This window comes from Mycobacterium sp. BK086, assembly GCA_004362315.1.
Taxonomy (GTDB): Bacteria; Actinomycetota; Actinomycetes; order Mycobacteriales; family Mycobacteriaceae; genus Mycobacterium.
On the sequence record SNWL01000005.1, the window covers coordinates 408481 to 426090 of the forward strand.

The 17610-nt window shown below is 64.5% G+C and carries 16 protein-coding genes; 10 read left to right on the forward strand and 6 right to left on the reverse strand.

Annotated elements, in window-relative coordinates; all coding sequences use genetic code 11:
* Nucleotides 1-266 precede the first annotated feature (266 nt).
* Nucleotides 267-1409: an acyl-CoA dehydrogenase family protein gene (locus tag EV580_RS18375; RefSeq protein ID WP_133692635.1), complete on the reverse strand. Its 1143-nt coding sequence runs from the start codon at nucleotides 1407-1409 to the stop codon at nucleotides 267-269.
* Nucleotides 1410-1474: 65 nt separating this feature from the next.
* Between EV580_RS18375 and EV580_RS18380 the strand changes: the two genes are divergently transcribed.
* Nucleotides 1475-2059, forward strand: a complete 585-nt coding sequence (locus EV580_RS18380; RefSeq protein ID WP_133692636.1) for a TetR/AcrR family transcriptional regulator — start codon at nucleotides 1475-1477, stop codon at nucleotides 2057-2059.
* 1 nt (nucleotide 2060) lies between these two features.
* Here the strand turns inward: EV580_RS18380 and EV580_RS18385 are convergent, their stop codons facing one another.
* On the reverse strand, nucleotides 2061-2867 hold the full coding sequence (locus EV580_RS18385; RefSeq protein WP_183505417.1) for an SDR family NAD(P)-dependent oxidoreductase: 807 nt from the start codon (nucleotides 2865-2867) through the stop codon (nucleotides 2061-2063).
* A gap of 414 nt (nucleotides 2868-3281) precedes the next feature.
* On the opposite strand from EV580_RS18385, the gene EV580_RS18390 reads away from it, so the two are divergent.
* Genes EV580_RS18390 through EV580_RS18430 form a run of 9 tightly spaced genes read left to right on the forward strand, consistent with a single transcriptional unit; the run spans nucleotide 3282 to nucleotide 13121 of the window.
* Nucleotides 3282-4088 carry an MlaE family ABC transporter permease gene (locus EV580_RS18390; RefSeq protein WP_133693125.1) on the forward strand — a complete coding sequence of 269 codons (807 nt, stop codon included), beginning with the start codon at nucleotides 3282-3284 and terminating at the stop codon, nucleotides 4086-4088.
* Nucleotides 4089-4091: 3 nt separating this feature from the next.
* Nucleotides 4092-4940, forward strand: coding sequence for an MlaE family ABC transporter permease (locus EV580_RS18395; RefSeq protein WP_133692637.1), 849 nt, complete (start codon nucleotides 4092-4094; stop codon nucleotides 4938-4940).
* 12 nt (nucleotides 4941-4952) lie between these two features.
* Nucleotides 4953-6140 (forward strand): MCE family protein, encoded by a 1188-nt coding sequence (locus EV580_RS18400; protein WP_133692638.1) that lies wholly within the window; start codon nucleotides 4953-4955, stop codon nucleotides 6138-6140.
* Nucleotides 6137-7162, forward strand: coding sequence for an MCE family protein (locus EV580_RS18405; protein ID WP_133692639.1), 1026 nt, complete (start codon nucleotides 6137-6139; stop codon nucleotides 7160-7162). Before EV580_RS18400 ends, EV580_RS18405 begins: the two co-directional genes overlap by 4 nt.
* Nucleotides 7162-8259 (forward strand): MCE family protein, encoded by a 1098-nt coding sequence (locus EV580_RS18410; protein WP_133692640.1) that lies wholly within the window; start codon nucleotides 7162-7164, stop codon nucleotides 8257-8259. Before EV580_RS18405 ends, EV580_RS18410 begins: the two co-directional genes overlap by 1 nt.
* Nucleotides 8244-9695, forward strand: a complete 1452-nt coding sequence (locus EV580_RS18415; protein ID WP_133692641.1) for an MCE family protein — start codon at nucleotides 8244-8246, stop codon at nucleotides 9693-9695. Before EV580_RS18410 ends, EV580_RS18415 begins: the two co-directional genes overlap by 16 nt.
* Nucleotides 9695-10990 carry an MCE family protein gene (locus EV580_RS18420; RefSeq protein ID WP_502703938.1) on the forward strand — a complete coding sequence of 432 codons (1296 nt, stop codon included), beginning with the start codon at nucleotides 9695-9697 and terminating at the stop codon, nucleotides 10988-10990. Before EV580_RS18415 ends, EV580_RS18420 begins: the two co-directional genes overlap by 1 nt.
* Complete coding sequence (locus tag EV580_RS18425) at nucleotides 10990-12585, forward strand: MCE family protein (RefSeq protein WP_133692642.1); 1596 nt, start codon at nucleotides 10990-10992, stop codon at nucleotides 12583-12585. The genes EV580_RS18420 and EV580_RS18425 overlap by 1 nt, the downstream gene beginning before the upstream one ends.
* 20 nt (nucleotides 12586-12605) lie before the next feature.
* Entirely contained in the window at nucleotides 12606-13121 is a 516-nt protein-coding gene (locus EV580_RS18430) for an Rv2253/PknI dimerization domain-containing protein (protein ID WP_133692643.1), read from the forward strand.
* Here EV580_RS18430 and EV580_RS18435 read toward each other — a convergent pair.
* The 4 genes from EV580_RS18435 to EV580_RS18450 all read right to left on the reverse strand — a co-directional run bounded on the left by EV580_RS18435 (nucleotide 13118) and on the right by EV580_RS18450 (nucleotide 17609).
* Complete coding sequence (locus EV580_RS18435; RefSeq protein WP_133692644.1) at nucleotides 13118-14653, reverse strand: FAD-binding protein; 1536 nt, start codon at nucleotides 14651-14653, stop codon at nucleotides 13118-13120. The genes EV580_RS18430 and EV580_RS18435 overlap by 4 nt on opposite strands.
* 69 nt (nucleotides 14654-14722) lie before the next feature.
* On the reverse strand, nucleotides 14723-15814 hold the full coding sequence (locus EV580_RS18440) for an ABC transporter ATP-binding protein (protein WP_133692645.1): 1092 nt from the start codon (nucleotides 15812-15814) through the stop codon (nucleotides 14723-14725).
* Between the two features lie 2 nt (nucleotides 15815-15816).
* Complete coding sequence (locus EV580_RS18445) at nucleotides 15817-16722, reverse strand: carbohydrate ABC transporter permease (RefSeq protein ID WP_208114635.1); 906 nt, start codon at nucleotides 16720-16722, stop codon at nucleotides 15817-15819.
* Nucleotides 16719-17609, reverse strand: a complete 891-nt coding sequence (locus EV580_RS18450; RefSeq protein WP_133692646.1) for a carbohydrate ABC transporter permease — start codon at nucleotides 17607-17609, stop codon at nucleotides 16719-16721. Before EV580_RS18450 ends, EV580_RS18445 begins: the two co-directional genes overlap by 4 nt.
* Between the last annotated feature and the right edge of the window lies 1 nt (nucleotide 17610).

Below are 17610 nucleotides of genomic sequence, written 5' to 3' on the forward strand. Positions count from 1 at the left end.
TTCCCGGTGGTCTGCTGGGTGGCGGTGGCGCCGGTCTCGGTCAGGGCCCGTCTCCTTAAGTCCCGCGGGCCGACGAGCAGTGCGACCTGTCGACCCCGCTCCTAAACGATTGCGGATTTGCGTGCTCTTCGCAACCGATTCCGCAACGAAATATGAATTCTTCGATGGAATCGCTCGTCAGGACCCGGGTAAGGACACGGCTTTCGATAGAACGGGATCGCTGGCCGGGGCGGCTCAGGCCGTTGATGGACGGATCGTATCGCCGTTCAGGCTGTTGTGAGCCCGCGTGCGATAACCAGTCGCTGGATTTGGTTGGTTCCCTCGAAGATCTGGGTGATCTTGGCTTCCCGCATGTAGCGCTCGACGCGGTAGTCGCGGGTGTAGCCGACACCGCCGAGCACCTGAACGGCGTCGGTGGTGACCTTCATGGCGGCGTCGGTGGCCACCAGCTTGGCGACGCTGGCCTGTTGCGAATAGGGCCGGCCGGCATCGCGCCGCCGTGCGGCATCCAGATAGGTGGCCCGCGCGCTGGCCACCGCTGCGGCCATGTCGGCGAGCAGGAAGCCGAGTCCCTGATGGTCGATGATCTTGCGGCCGAACGTCGTTCGATCGTTGGCGTATGCGCACGCCTCGTCGAGCGCGGCCTGCGCGATCCCGACGGCCACGGCCGCGATGCCGAGCCGGCCCGAGTCCAGCGCACTGAACGCGATCTGTAGACCCTGCCCCTCGGCGCCGATCCGGCGTTCGGTGTCGACGAGTGCGTTGTCGTAGAACGCCGACGTCGTCGGGATCGCCGAGAGCCCCATCTTCTCCTCGGGCTTGCCGAAGCTCAGTCCGGGCAGATCGCTCGGCACCAGGAAGCAAGTGATGCCGCGGGAACCTTCGCCCGTGCGGGCGAACAACGTGTAGAAGTCGGCCCGCCCGCCGTGGGTGATCCAGGCCTTCGAACCGTTGACGACGTAACCGGCATCAGTCGGCGTGGCTTTGCACTGCAGCGCGGCGGCATCCGAACCGGCCTGCGGTTCGGACAGGCTATAGGCGCCGATCTGCTCACCCGAGAGCATGCCCGGCAGCCAACGCTCGCGCTGCGCATCGGTACCGAACGCGAGCAGGGGATTGCACGACAGGCTGTGCACGCTGACCGCGACCGCGACCGCGGCCCAGCGCGCGGCGATCTCCTCGAGCACTTGCAGGTACACCTCGTAGGGCTGACCGCCGCCGCCCCACTCTTCGGGCTGGGGCAGGCTCAGTAGCCCGGCTGCCCCGAGCTGGGCGAACACGCCTTCGGGATAGGTCTCGGTGCGCTCGTGCTCGTCGACGATCGGGCTGAGCACCTTGTCCCCGATGTCGCGGGTCAGCGCGATCAGATCCGCGGCGTCCTGGTCGGGGAGGAGGCGATCGACGGGCATGGGCGGGACCTCTCGATGGATACTCAAAATAGTACTGAATTACATTTACCAGTACTATTACGCGGATGGCTACCCGCACCCCTCCGGCGTTCGGGACCCGGCGCCGCGGTGAGTTGTTCGACGCCCTGCTGGAGCTGTTCCTTGCCGAGGGCTTCGCGCAGGTGACCCTCGATGACATCGCGGCGCGGCTGCGGTGTTCAAAGGGGACGCTGTACACCCTGGCCGGCAGCAAGGAGCAGCTGGTGCACGCGGTCACCGTGCACTTCTTCCGGCGCGCGACCGACGACGTCGAACACCGCGTCGCACAGGTGGACGGCGCACGTGAGCGCATCACCGCGTACCTCACCGCCGTCGGCACCGCACTGGAGGTCGCCTCGGACCAATTCATGGCAGATCTGGACGGGTTCGCGCCGGCTCGGGCGGTCTATGAGCAGAACACCGCGATCGCGGCCCGCCGGGTCAGCGAACTGATCGCCGAAGGGGTTGCCGCACAAGAGTTCCGGGATGTGCATGCCGTGTTCGCCGCGGATCTGGCCGCGGCCATGATGGTGCGAATCCAGCAGGGGACCGTGCGGTCGGCGACCGGCCTGGACGACGCGGCCGCGTATCGCGAGCTGGCCGCCATCCTGACTGCAGGCATCGCCACCTGAATTACATGTGGGCGCCGCCGTCGATGCGAATCTCGGTGCCCGAGACGAAGTAGGCGTCCGGGCTGCCCAGCATCGCGACAACGTTGGCGACCGCGTCGGGCTTGGCGAACATCTCGCCCTTCGGGAACGGCAGCAGCGGAGCGACCCGGCCGAACAAGCTGTAGTCGACGTCTTCCGGCAGGCCGGGGCCGACGCTCTGCTTCGACTCGCCGGTGCCGTCGGTCATGCCCGACGAGATCGACCCAGGCTGCACCGAGTTGAAGCGGATGCCGTCCTTGGCGAACTCGGCAGCCAGGGCGTGAGTCATGGCCTGCACGCCGCCCTTCGACGCGGCGTAGGCCGACATATAGGGGTGCGCGAAGCCGGCCGATGTCGAGCTGAAGTTCACGACAGCCGGGGCAGTTCCGGCCCGCAGAGCCGGAATTGACTCGCGCGTCACCAGGAAAGTGCCGACCAGGTTCACCCGCAGCACCTGCTCGAACGCGGCGAGCGTGGTGTCGAGAAAGTGGTCCGAGCGCAGGATGCCGGCGACGTTGACCAGTGTGTCGAGGCCGCCGAGGGTGGAGATCGCTTCACCGACACCGGTTTTCACCGACTCCTCGTCGCCGACATCGACGACGACCGTGGTCAGCCGGTCGCCGGCGTCGGCGGCCTTGGCCGTCGTGTCCTTGAGGCCTGACTCGCTGACATCCGCGGCCACCACCCGGCCGCCTTCGGCGAGAATCCGCAGTACACAAGCCTGTCCGATGCCGGAACCGCCGCCGGTGATCAGGACTCGACGATCGGTATAACGCTGCAAGGTCGACATGACGGGTCGGCTCCTGTGTCGGGTCGGGATGGGCCTCGATCATTGTGGGCCGTGATCCGCTGCGCGTGAGGGTGATCCCGCTGACCGGGAACCGGTCGCCGACCCGGTCGGTCGGCAGGCCAGTCTTCCACCCGTGACTCCACTGCGGGCAGCCTCCCGAATCCTGACTGCCCCAAGAGAGTCGACTACAGAGCGGCGGAAAACGAGACACTTGAGCCCTTGTCGTCTCGAACAGATCGAAAGAAACACCGACACCACCAGTCACAGGTCCCGATTGCCGAGATTCGCTACCGCACGGGCGGTAAGTGCACTAATCTGCGTTGGCGTCGTTGAAACACGTTCCAGTTTTGGACCGGTTTGTGCCATGACGCTGGGGCGATGAGCACGACGACGTTGGAGGTTCAGAAGACACCCATGACGAATCGCACAGCAGATCGTTGGTCGCCGGGCATCTCGCTCAAGAGTGCGTCGGGTCCGATGCAGGCCATTGGTGGCTTGTTCGCGATGTCGGCTGACGCGGTGCGGTTTGTGTTCCGCAAGCCGTTTCAGTGGCGGGAGTTTTTGGAGCAGTCGTGGTTTGTGGCGCGGGTGTCGTTGGCGCCGACGTTGTTGGTGGCGATTCCGTTCACGGTGTTGGTGTCGTTCACTCTGAACATCCTGTTGCGGGAGTTGGGTGCTGCGGACCTGTCGGGTGCTGGTGCTGCGTTTGGTGCGGTCACGCAGGTGGGTCCGTTGGTGACGGTGTTGATCGTGGCCGGTGCGGGGGCGACGGCGATGTGTGCGGATTTGGGGTCGCGCACGATTCGTGAAGAGATCGACGCGATGGAAGTGTTGGGCATTAATCCGGTGCAGCGGTTGGTGACTCCGCGGATGCTGGCCTCGGGTCTGGTCGCGTTGCTGCTCAATAGCTTGGTGGTGATCATCGGGATTTTGGGTGGTTACGTCTTCTCGGTGTTCGTTCAGGATGTGAACCCCGGTGCGTTCGCTGCCGGCATCACGTTGTTGACCGGGGTGCCCGAGGTGATCATCTCCTGTGTCAAGGCGGCGTTGTTCGGGTTGATCGCGGGCCTGGTGGCCTGCTATCGGGGGTTGACGATCACCGGTGGTGGCGCCAAGGCGGTCGGGAACGCGGTCAACGAGACGGTGGTGTACGCGTTCATGGCCCTGTTCGTGGTGAACGTGGTCGTCACGGCCATCGGTATCCGGATGAGCGCGCGGTAGATCATGGCGTCGTTGAATGCGTTGTATCCGCGTATCGCGCGGCAGGTGCGCCGTCCGTTGGGGACGTTCAGTCGTATTGGTGATCACACGATTTTTTATGGGCGGGCGATCGCGGGGACTCCGCACGCGACCATCCATTTCCGCAAGGAGATCATCCGGCTGATCGCCGAGATCTCGATGGGTGCGGGCACGCTGGCGATGATCGGCGGCACCGTGGTGATCGTCGGGTTTTTGACGCTGGCTGCCGGTGGCACCCTGGCCGTGCAGGGCTACAGCTCACTGGGCAATATCGGAATCGAAGCGTTGACCGGCTTTTTGGCTGCGTTCATCAATGTGCGCATCAGTGCCCCGGTGGTGGCCGGGATCGGCCTGGCCGCCACGTTCGGTGCCGGGGTGACCGCGCAGTTGGGGGCGATGCGGATCAATGAGGAGATCGACGCCCTGGAGTCGATGGGTATCCCGCCGGTCGAATACCTCGTCAGTACTCGCATTGTTGCGGGCATGGTCGCCATCACCCCGCTGTACTCGATCGCGGTGATCTTGAGTTTCGTGGCGTCGCAGTTCACGACGGTGGTGTTGTTCGGTCAGTCCGGCGGTTTGTATGACCATTACTTCAATACGTTTTTGAATCCGATCGACCTGCTGTGGAGTTTCTTGCAGGCGGTGTTGATGGCGATCACGATCTTGTTGATCCACACCTACTTCGGTTACTTCGCCACCGGCGGCCCCTCCGGGGTCGGGGTCGCGGTCGGTAACGCGGTGCGGACCTCCCTGATCGTGGTCGTCTCGGTCACCCTGCTGGTCTCCCTGGCCATCTACGGATCCAACGGCAACTTCAACCTGTCCGGATAGCCGAGGAGCCCGATGAAATCAGGTATCGCGCGCCCGCTCGCCGGATTGGCGACCGTGGTGGTCCTCGTGGCGATTGTCGCGTTGGCCGTTGGGCTGTTCCAGGACAGCTTCACCAAAACCGTTCCGGTGACTGTGATCTCGCAGCGTGCCGGTTTGGTGATGTACCCCGATGCCAAGGTCAAGCTCAACGGCGCACCGGTCGGCAAGGTGTCCTCCATCGAGTTGCTGCCCGACGGCCAAGCCGCACTGCACCTGGCACTGAACCCCGACAGGGTCAACGACATTCCCGCCAACGTGAGCGCCGACATCACCTCCTCGACGGTGTTCGGCTCGAAGTTCGTCGAGCTGAATCCGCCACAGGACGCCTCGGCGAAGTCCATCCAGGCCGGCCAGGTGATCGAAGGTAAGCACGTCACCGTCGAGATCAACACCGTGTTCCAGCAACTGGTTACGGTGTTGTCCCAGATCGAACCCGCCAAGCTCAACCAGACACTCGGCGCGATCGCCAAGTCTCTGGACGGTCGCGGCGACAAGTTCGGTCAGACTCTGGTGGATCTCGACTCCGCACTGACCAAGCTCAATCCCAGCCTCGACACGATCAATCACGAATTGCAAGTCGCGCCAAAGGTCTTCGACGCCTACGGCGACGTGTCCGGTGACCTGGTGACCACCGTCAAGAACGCGTCCAAGCTGAGCGACACCATCGTCGACCAGGACCAGAACCTGGACACCCTGCTGGTCAGCGCGATCGGCCTGGCCGACGTCGGTACCGAGGTGCTCAGCCAGAACAAGGATCCGCTGACCAATGTCGTGCACCTTCTGGTGCCGACGACCGATCTGCTCAACAAGTACAGCCCGGCATTGAACTGCGGTATCGGCGGTCTGGTTCCGCTGGCCACCGGTCCTGGCCTCCCTCTGCCGGGAGCGGTTCTGCTGCAGTCGTTCTTCCTCGGCCGTGAGCGCTACCGGTATCCGGCCAACCTGCCCAAGGTCGCCGCCAGCGGCGGTCCGCAATGCACCGACATGCCGAAGGTGCCGTTCGAGACCAGCCCGCCGTTCGTCGTCTCCGATATCGGCGCCAACCCCGCGCAATACGGAAACCAGGGCATCCTGCTCAACTCCGACGGACTCAAGCAGGCGCTGTTCGGTCCGCTGGACGGCCCGCCGCGCAACTCCGCACAGATCGGACAACCGGGATGACCGCGCTGTGGAAGACGATCGTCAAGGTCGGCGTATTCGGCGTCGTGATGACCTTGCTGACCGCAGCGTTGTTTGCGATCTTCGGCCAGTACCGGTCGGGTTCGGACAACTCCTACTCGGCCCTCTTCGCTGACGCGTCCAGCCTGAAGTCCGGTGATTCGGTCCGGGTGGCCGGTGTCCGCGTGGGCACCGTCACCGACGTTGCGCTGCAACCCGACAACAGAGTGGTCGTCGACTTCGACGCCGACAAGAAGATCGTGCTGACCTCGGGCACCAAGGCGACGGTGCGCTACCTCAATCTGGTCGGCGATCGATACTTGGAGCTGGTCGACAGCCCGGGATCGGCGAAGATCCAGCCGCCGGGCAGCCAGATACCCATGGACCGCACCGAGCCGGCACTGGATCTCGACCTGCTGCTCGGTGGACTCAAACCTGTTGTGCAGGGGCTTAATCCACAGGATGTCAATGCACTGACCAACGCGCTGATCCAGATCCTGCAGGGTCAGGAGGGCACCATCGATTCGCTGCTCTCCAAGACCACGTCGTTCAGCACCTCGCTGGCCGACAACAGCCAGAACGTGCAGCAACTGATCGACAACCTCAACACCGTGATCTCCGTCATCAGCAAGGACGGCGACAAGTTCTCCGGGGCCGTCGACAAGCTGGAGAAGCTCGTGACGGGGCTGGCCGCGGACAAAGATCCGATCGGTGAGTCGATCACCGCGCTGGACAACGGCACCGCGTCGCTGACGGATCTGCTCACCCAGGCCCGCTCACCGCTGAACGGCACCGTCGATCAGCTCAGCCGGCTGGCCCCGCTGCTGGACCAGGACAAGGAACTGCTCGACATCTCGATCAAGAAGGCACCCGCGAACTACCGCAAGGTGGTGCGACTCGGTTCCTATGGCAGCTGGATCAACCAGTATCTGTGTGGGCTGTCCCTGCGGGTCAGTGACCTGCAAGGTCGCACCGCTTACTTCCCCTGGATCATCCAACACACTGGAAGGTGCGCGGAGCCCTAATGCTCAAATATCGTGGGTCCTCGCTGATCAGGGCAGGCTTTATCGGCCTGGCGTTGATCGTGCTCGTCATCACCATCGGGCTGCAGCCCGAACGGCTGGCGTCGCTTGCCACGTCGATCCGGCACCAGGCGCTGTTCACCGAAGCCGGTGGCCTGCAGCCGGGTAACGACGTCAAGGTGTCCGGTGTGAAAGTCGGCACCGTCTCGGATGTGTCCTTGCAGCACGGCAAGGCGCTGGTGACCTTCTTGGTCAAGGGCTCTGTTCGGCTCGGCGAAGAGACGAGTGCTCATATCCGCACCGGAACGCTGCTGGGGCAACGCATTCTGACGCTCGAGTCCGGCGGCAAGGGAACCCTTCGGGCCGCGGATGTGATCCCGGTGACGCGCACGGGATCGCCGTATTCGCTGACCGAGTCGCTGTCGGATCTCGCGGCGAACACGGCCGACACCGACACCGCGCAAATCAATCACTCACTGGATACCTTGAGTGACACTCTGGATCGCATCACCCCGCAATTGGGGCCGACTTTCGACGGGATCAGCAAGCTGTCGCGAACGATCGCCGAGCGCAACGACTCACTGTCCAACCTGCTCAAGAGTGCGGCCAATGTCACCGGCATTCTCTCGCAGCGCAGCGCGCAGGTGAACACCCTGCTGCTCAACGCCAACGACCTGATCGGTGTGTTGTCCCAGCGCCGCTATGCCATCTCGAACCTGCTGGCCAGTACCTCGGCCCTGTCGAAGCAGCTGAGCGGAATCGTGGCCGACAACGAGAAGGAATTGGCGCCCGCGCTGGAGAAGCTCAACGGGGTGACGGAGATGCTGGAAAAGAACAACGACAACATCACCGCAGCGATGAAGGGCCTGGCCAAGTTCCAGCTGACCCAGGCCGAAGCAGTGAACAACGGCTTCTACTACAACGCGTTCGTCGCCAATCTCAGCCCCGCGCAGACACTTCAGCCGTTCTTCGACTACGCGCTGGGCTTCCGGCGCGGTACCGATGCGGGGCAGCCGGCCGACAATGCCGGACCGCGTGCGGAGATTCCGTTCCCGTACAACGGAATACCGCAACCTAATGAGCGATGGGGGCAGCCGTGAAGTCTCGCAGAGGACTGAGGATCGCCATCATCGCGGTGGTGGCGGTCGTGGTCGTCGGTACGGTCGGGTGGCTGGTTCGGTACGCGTTCTTCAAGCCCAACACCATCACCGCCTACTTCACCAGCGCCACCGCGATCTATCCCGGTGACGAGGTGCGGGTTGCTGGGGTGAAGGTCGGCAAGATCGACTCCATCGATGCCCAGGGCACCAAGGCCAAACTGGTGTTGGCCGTCGATCGGGATGTGCCGATCCCGGCGAACGCCGAGGCTGTCATCGTCGCGCAGAACCTGGTGGGCGCCCGCTACGTTCAGCTGACGCCGCCCTATGAAGACAAAGGCCCCACGATGGCCGACGGCGCGGTGATCGGCTTGGACCGCACCGCGATTCCCGTGGAATGGGACGAGATCAAGACCCAATTGACCCGCCTGGCAACCGATCTCGGACCTGCGACCGAGGGGCAAACCACGTCGATCGGTCGTTTCATCGACACCGCGGCCAACGCATTGGACGGCAACGGGCCGAAACTGCGCGACACCATCGCGCAGTTGTCGGCGGTGAGCAAGACGCTGGCCAACGGCAGCGGCAACATCGTCGACACCATCAAGAACCTGCAGACATTCGTGACGGCGTTGCGCGACAGCAATACCCAGATCGTCCAGTTCCAGGACCGATTGGCATCGCTGTCCAGCGTCGTGGACGGCAGCCGGTCTGATATCGACGGGGCGTTGACCAATCTCTCCAGCGCGGTCGTCGACGTCCAGCGGTTCATCGCCGGTACGCGTAATCAGACCGCCGAGCAACTGCAACGGTTGAGCAGTGTGACGAAGAACCTCGCGGACAACAAGCTCGTCGTCGAGAACTTGCTGCACGTAGCGCCCAATGCGATTGGTAACGCCTACAACATCTATAACCCCGACTCCCAAAGTGCACTGGGCGGATTCGCGCTGGCGAACTTCTCCAACCCCTTGCAGGTGGTCTGCTCGGCCATCGGCGCCATCCAGAACGCCACAGCCGACACAACCGGCAAGGAGTGCGCACAGTACCTCGGGCCGGCCCTGCGGTTGCTGAACTTCAACTACCTGCCGTTCCCGTTCAACTCCTATCTGGGCAAGTCGACCAGCCCCGACAAGCTGATCTACAGCGATCCGAGCCTGGCTCCCGGGGGCACCAATGGGACTCCGCCGGGGTACGAAATTCCGCCGGCGGTGTCGGCATACACCGGTTACAACGGCGACGTTCCGGGGCCGGCAGGTTGGGGCGGGCCGCCGAATACGTATCACGGTTCCTACGCCCCGAACGGATTGCCCGCCGATCCGTCCCCGGCGCTGTTCCCGGGTGCGCCGATCCCGCCCGGTGTGCCCACCGGACCGGCGGCGCCGCCGCCGTCGAATTTGGAGGGCATGCTGCTTCCGGCCGAAGGGAATCCGCCATCATGATGCGTCGTAGTTCCGTGATGCGTCGGAGTTCGGTGCAGCGTCTCCTGGTTACCGCGTCCTGTGTAGCGGTAACGGTGACCGGCTGCAGTTTCGGTGGCCTGAACTCCCTGCCGCTGCCGGGCACGGTCGGGCACGGTAAGGGCTCGAGCACGTATCACGTCGAGATCGCCAATGTGGGCCAGCTGGAATCGAATTCGCCGGTGATGGTGGGCGATGTTGTCGTCGGCAGTGTCGGTGACATGACGGTGACCGACTGGCACGCCGATGTCGAGATCTCGGTGGAGCCCGGCGTGGTGATTCCGGCGAACGCGGTGGCGTCGGTGGGCCAGACCAGCTTGCTCGGCTCGATGCACCTGGCGTTGAATCCGCCGCTGGGTCAGGCGCCCAGCGGGGTTCTGCAACCCGGTGCCACCCTGGGCCTCAACCGCTCCTCGACCTATCCCTCGACCGAGCAGACACTGTCGGCGTTGTCGGTGGTCGTCAACGGTGGCGGACTGGGTCAGATCGGCGACATCATCCACGAGTTCAGCGCGGCGGTGAACGGCAGGACCGATCAGATCCGCGACTTGCTCACGCGGCTCAATGATTTCGTCGGCCTGCTGGCGACGCAGCGCGACAGCATCAACGAAGCCGTCAACTCACTGAACAAACTCGCCGGAACGTTTGCCGGGCAGCAGCAGGTTCTCACCGATGCGCTCAATCGCATTCCACCGGCCCTCGACGTCCTGGTGAAGGAACGTCCCCGCATCACGACGGCTCTGGAGAAATTCCGTGATTTCTCCAATCTGGCCACCGGCTTGGTCAACGACACCAAGGTCGATCTGGTCAAGAACCTGCAAAACCTCGAGCCGACGCTGAAAGCCTTGGCAGACGTCGGGCCGAAGCTGGACACGGCACTGGCCTATTTGCCGACCTTCCCCTACACGCAGCAGGTGATCGACCGGGCAATCCGTGGCGATTACCTCAACCAGTTCATCATCTTCGACTTCACCGTGCCGCGGCTGAAGAAGACCTTGATGCTCGGTACGCGCTGGGGTGACGAGAACGCCAAACTTGTTCCAGCGCCAGGGGATCCGTGGTACGCGACGTATACCTACGATCCGCTTCACGCTCCCTTCAGCCCACCGCCGCCGACCGAGGTGGCCGACGTGCCGCAGATTTTCGGTCCGGGTCCGGCGCCCGTACCCGGGCAGCAGGCACAGCTGACCAATGCCACGCAACCCGCCCCGGGATCAGGGATCGGCCCGCTACCCGGCCCCGCTCCGGAAGCAGCACCACAGGACGGGGGTAACTGATGCTGACGCGATTCGTCCGAAATCAGCTGATCATCTTCACGATCGCGTCGGTGGTCGGTATCGGGGTCATGGTGGTGGCCTACCTGCAGGTGGGCACCTTGCTCGGTATCGGCAAGATCACCGTCACCCTCCAACTGCCGAGAACCGGTGGGCTCTACCAGTTCTCGAATGTCACCTATCGCGGTGTTCAGCTGGGCAAGGTCACCGAGGTGCGGCCGACCCGCACCGGTGCTGAAGCCACCATGTCGCTGGATACGAATCCGAAGGTGCCCGCCGACCTCGAGGCACGAGTGCTCAGCGTGTCAGCGGTCGGTGAGCAGTACGTGGATCTGGTGCCGCGCACCGATTCCGGGCCGTATTTGCAGGACGGCTCGGTGATCTCGGTCAAGGACGCCAGGATTCCGCAGGCTGTCGGCCCGATGCTCGATCAGACGAACCAGTTGCTCAAGAGCATCCCCACTGCCCGCATACCCGACCTGCTGAACAGCACCTATCAAGCCTTCAACGGCGCGGGTGACGACCTCACGACGCTGAACGACTCCGCGTCGAAACTGGCAGCCGATTTCAGCGGCACTGCCGACCAGGCTCGCACCTTGGTCGAGGACAGCAGGCCGCTGCTCGATGGCCAGCTGGCTTCCACTGATGCGATCCGAACCTGGGCGCGCAGTCTGGCCGGGATCACCGACCAGCTCAATACCAACGACCCGCAGTGGCGCGGCATCCTGGCCAACGGCCCCGGTGCGGCCGATGAGGCCACCGCGCTGCTGAATCAGGTCAAGCCGACGCTACCGGTGTTGTTGGCCAACCTCACCACGCTGGGCCAGGTCGGAGTCACCTACCACAAGAGCCTGGAACAGCTGCTGGTTCTGCTGCCGCCCTACATCGGCTCGATCCAGGCTGTCGGCTCGCCGTTGAACAACCCGACCGGTATGACGCTGGGTGACTTCACGCTGACGATCAGCGATCCGCCGGCATGTACGGTCGGCTTCCTGCCGCCGTCGCAGTGGCGCTCCCCGGAGGACACCTCGGACGCGGACACCCCGGACGGCCTCTACTGCAAACTCCCGCAGGACTCGCCGACCGCTGTCCGTGGGGCGCGCAACTACCCGTGCATGGCTCAGCCAGGCAAGCGGGCACCGACCGTCGAGATCTGCGACAGCGACAAGCCTTTCGAGCCGCTGGCCATGCGGCAACATGCGACCGGTCCGAGCCCGATCGATCCGAACCTCATCGCCCAAGGCATCCCGCCTGACGACCGGACCACCCTCAATAACAACATCTACGGTCCATTGCAGGGCACCCCGATGCCGACGGGGCCGATCCCGGCACCGCCGGCCGCCCCGATACCTCCGCAAGCGGGATTCACCGGGCCGGTGGGCGCTCCGAACATCGCGCCGACCGATACCGGCGGTGCGCCGGGCGTCGCGCCGAGCGCCTTCAACCCGGGCGCACCCGGTGGTCCGTCGGTGGCGATCGCCACGTACGACCCGGCAACCGGCCAGTACGCCACTCCTGACGGCAACGTGTTCCGGCAGACCGATCTGGTCCAGCCCGGTGGTCAGCAGTCCTGGAAGGATCTGCTGCCGACGACATGACAGGTGAGGGGAGAGGGCTGATGCGTACGCAACGGGCGTTGATCGGCGTCGCGGCGGTGACTGCTGCCGCGGTGGCCGGTGTGATGAACCCCGCGACCGCCGCCGCCAACGACAAGTGGGCGCTCAACGGCACGTATGTCGCCACATCCAATGGTGAGTGGGCCACCACCAACGACGTATTCCACGACGAGCAAAGCGTCCGCAGCATCTGGACCATTTCGTCGACATGCAGTTATCCCACCGAATGTGTCGGCACGGTCAGCAGCGATGCGGGTTGGACGGCGCCGATCTTCCAGGCCGGCGGCGACTGGCGGGTCAAACGCGTGATCCAAGACTGGATGCCCTGCCAGGACGGCACCAGTGCCCCTGGGCTGCAGGTGATTCGGTTCCACGGATCCAGCCCCGGTGGAGATCAGACCGATCCGACCTCCAATATGTTGGTCGGCCAGGACTCGACGACGGGGCAGTCGGGTGCCTGCGGCCGCAGCCTGGCGTTGTTCATCAACATGCCGTTCAAGTTGGTCAAGCAGACCTAGCCGGCCGCCATATCGAGTGCGGCCAAGTGGCTGAACAACATTGACGCGCCGATCGGGTTTCCACCGCCGGGATAGGTCATCCCGCTGACCGCTGCCATGGTGTTGCCCGCGGCGTACAGGCCGGGGATCGGTTCGCCGGATTCATCGAGCACCCGCGCCCGGGAATCGGTGCGCAGCCCACCCTTGGTCCCGAGGTCGGACAGGCCGAAGGCCGCGGCGTGGAAGGGCGGTGTGTCGATCGGCACCAGTGGTGACTCGCCCCCGGAGAAGGCACGGTCGTAGGCCTCGTCACCGCGACCGAAATCGGTGTCGGAGCCGGTGGCGACCATTGTGTTGTACCGGGCGACCGTCGCTTCAAGCTTGTCGGCGGGCACCCCGATCGCCTCGGCGAGTTCGGCCAGAGTGTTTGCGCTGCGCCATAATCCGGCTTCACGGTACTTCTCGGTGTCCACCATGGAGACGTTGGTTGCCTTGACCGGCGGGACCTCGCCGTCGCGATTGTCGTAGACCATCCAGAACGGAACATCGAGGCGGCCGGCCTGCATCTCGGCGATGATCTCGCGGCCGATCCGGTCGTACGCCGCTGACTCGTTGACGAACCGCTCACCGGCCTGATTGACGAAGATACCGCCGGTGAACCAGAGCGCGAATGCCGAGCGGCCGTCGGGGTGGGTCAGGCCCGGTGACCACCACGCCTGATCCATCAGGTCGGTGGCTGCGCCCGCGCGGATCCCCGCCTCCAGCGCCGCACCTTTACTGCCCGGGCCGCCCATGCTGTCTTTCGGGACGCCGGGCACACCATAGGTCTGGCGAAGCGCGGCGTTGTGCTCGAATCCGCCTGCCGCCAAGAGCACCCCGCGCCGGGCGCCGATCCGCACCGGCTTGCCGTCGCGCTGCACGACCGCGCCGACCACGCGGCCGCCGTCGGTGATGAGCTCGGTCAGCTCGGCGTTGCGATACACCGCGGCATCCGGGTAGCCGGCGAGCGCGGCGAGGAACCTACCAATCAGCGCCCGGCCGCCGAAGAGTTTCTCCGGTGCCGGGGCGCCGAGGCGGTCATGGTCGAGCGGCCCGCGTACGAAACCGGCATAGGGGCCGAGCTTCTCACCGCGAATGGGTGCGGCGACGATGTGGCGCATGCCGTCGCCGCGGGAATCGGGGGCCTTGCCGTAGTAGTCCGGCCAGGGCAGCACGCCGAACGTGAAGTGCTCGGGATCGGCTTCCAGGTATTCGATGAGACCCGGGCCGCGGCGGATGTAGGTCTCCTGCAGCTCCCGCGGGGTGCGGTCGCCGATCACGGACTGAAAGTAGTTGAGCGCCTTCTCGATCGTGTCGTCGCTGCCCGCACGTTGCAGCACCGGATTGCACGGGAACCACATGCCGCCACCACCCGAATACGCGGTGGTGCCGCCGAATTTGTCGGTCGCCTCGACCAGCGCCACCGACAAGCCCTCGCGGGCGGCGGTGTAGGCGCCTGTGACGCCTCCGCCGGAACCTGCCACGATGACGTCGACAGTCTCGTCGAATTCCATGCGACCACTGTCGCCCTTGGCCGGGCCCGAAGCAACCACCACTCCCGGTGAGCGAGTGGTGGCGTTGCCTCAGAGCGTGACGCGCTCGCGACTGGCTCGGGCGCTGCCCGTGTCGGCGTCGAAGAAGTAGGTCTGTTCCGGCGGCATCTCGAGACCGATAGCAGCGCCGGCAGGCAAGTCGGTGCCTGCCGGGGCATGAACGATGATCCGGGCCGTCTCCGTATCGCTGATATCGACGAGCGCGGTCACCAACACATGACTGCCCAGCGGTTCGACGAAATCGACCCGTGCGGGCAGCAGCCCCTCGGCGTGACTGCGGCGCAGTCGCAGATGCTCGGGACGAACGCCGACCGTCACCGGCCCGTCGGGTGTCGACACGGTGGTGACGGCCCCGTCCCCGACGTGCAACATCCCCGATCTCACGTCGGCGGCAATGAGGTTCATCGGTGGACTGCCCATGAACGCCGCGACGAACGTGTTGGCCGGGCGATTGTAGATCTCGTCGGGGGTGCCGATCTGCTGGATCTCGCCGCCGGCCATCACACACAGCCGGTCACCGAGCGTCATCGCCTCGACCTGGTCATGCGTGACGTAGATCGAGGTGACCGGCAGTTCGCGGTGCAGCCGCTTCAGATCCCCGCGGACTTGATTGCGCAGTTTGGCGTCCAGGTTGGACAGTGGTTCGTCGAGCAGGAAGGCCTGTGGCTGGCGAACCAGCGCGCGGCCCATGGCGACTCGCTGCCGCTGGCCGCCGGACAGTTGGCCGGGCTTGCGGTCAAGCAGCGTGTCGATCTCGAGCAGCGCGGCCGTCTCGCGCACCCGCCGGTCCACCTCGGCACGCGGTGTCTTGCGTTGCCGCAACCCGAAGGCCAGATTGCGGTACACCGACATGTGCGGATACAGCGCGTAGTTCTGGAACACCATCGCGATGTCGCGCTCACCGGGCGCCAGCCCGTTGACCACGGCGCCGCCGATCCTGATCTCACCCGATGTCGGCTTGTCGAGTCCCGCGAGCAGTCGTAGCGCCGTGCTCTTCCCGCATCCCGACGGTCCCACGAGGATCAGGAACTCGCCGTCGGCGATGGTGAGGTTGAAGCTGTTGAGGGCGACGACGCCGCCCGGGTAACGGCGCGTCACGTCACGAAATTCGACTTCTGCCATTCTCAGCCCTTCAATCCTTGGCTTGCGACCGATTGTACGAAGTACCGCTGTGCCCCGATGAAGACCAGCAGCATCGGCAACAGGCTCATCACGTTGGCTGCCATCAACAGCGGCCATTTGACGTGGTGTGCACCCTGGAAGTAACTGAGCCCCAACGGGATCGTCATCTGGTCCTGTGAGGTGATGACGATCAGCGGCCAGAGAAAATCGTTCCACGACGTGAGCACGGTGAGTGCGGCCAACGTCGACAGGGCGGGCAACGAGAGCGGCAGGATGATTTTGAACAGCACGCCGATCCGCGATGTCCCGTCGACCCTGGCGGCCTCTTCCAGTTCGACGGGGACGGTCATGAAGAACTGGCGCAGGAAGAAGATGCCGAAGGCGGTCGCCAGGTTCGGCAGCATCAGCGCCCCGATGTGATCGATGCCGAGCCCCGCCCACACGTTGTCGCCGAACCACTTCACGATCAGGAAGACCGGAATCATAGTGACTTGGAACGGCACCATCAGCGTTGCCATCAGAGTGACGAAAAGCGCTCCGCGACCGAGGAACCGGACCCTCGCGAACGCGTAGCCCGCGAGGCTGCACACGATCAGGTTGCTCACCAGGACAACCGACGTCACCAGCAAGCTGTTGACGAAGAAGTGCCCGAACGGTGCTGCCGCCCACGCCTCGGTGTAATTCGAGAACTGGAGACTCTCGGGGAACAACACCGGCGGAAAGCGATTCGCCTCGCCTTCGGTTTCCAACGATGTGACAAGCATCCACAGCAGGGGGACCAGCAGGATGAACGTCAACGGGATCAGCACCAGATGCCACGGACTGAACGGCAGCCGCCACCACGAGGGCCGCTCGGGGTCGGTGGACACTTCCACGGCATCGGGCCGGATGGGCAGCTCGACGCTCATGACTGCGAATACCTTCTGGCAAGCCGGAACTGCGCGGCGGTCACGATCAGGATGACGACGAACAACGCGTAGGCCATCGCCGCGGCGTACCCGGCGTCGAATTGAACGAACGCGCGGTCCCACAGGTAGTAGACGATCACCGTCGTCGCACGCAGCGGACCGCCGCGGGTGGTCACGTAGACCTCGTCGAACAATTGCAGTGCGTTGATCGTCAGCCACACGACGAGGAACAGGTTCGCCGGCCCGAGCAGCGGGACTGTGATGGTGCGGAACCGGGTGAACGCTGACGCGCCGTCGATCGCGGCTGCTTCATGCAGTTCTTCTGGAACACCCTGCAGCGCAGCTAGATACACGATCACCGAGAAGCCGGTCCAGCCCCAGACTGTCATCGCCACGATCACGTACAGCGCCTGCGATGGCGAGGCCAGGAACGGTTGTGACGACACACCGACCGCATTCAAAGCCGCGTTGACCAATCCATAATCGCGGTCGGTCAGCCACAGGAAGATGATGCCCTGGGAGATCGTCGAGACCGCCGTGGTGACGTAGGCGGCGGTGCGGTACACCGAGATGAACCGGACTGAGCGGTTGAGCGCGGTCGCCACCAACAGGCCCACCAGCATCGTGCCCGGCACGAACAGTGCCGTGTAGACGATGGTGTGCTTGATCGCCTCCAGGAAGACCGGATCGTGCGCCAACTTCTTGTAGTTGTCGAAACCGACCCACGGGGTCTCGGCACTGAGTAGGTCGGACTTCTGAAACGACAACTGCAGTGACATCAGCACCGGCAGCAGTCCGAAGATCCCGATCAGGATGGCCGCCGGGCTCACCAGCGCCCACCCCGACACGGTATCTGTGCGGCTCAGCCGCCGAAGCGATGGAGGCATC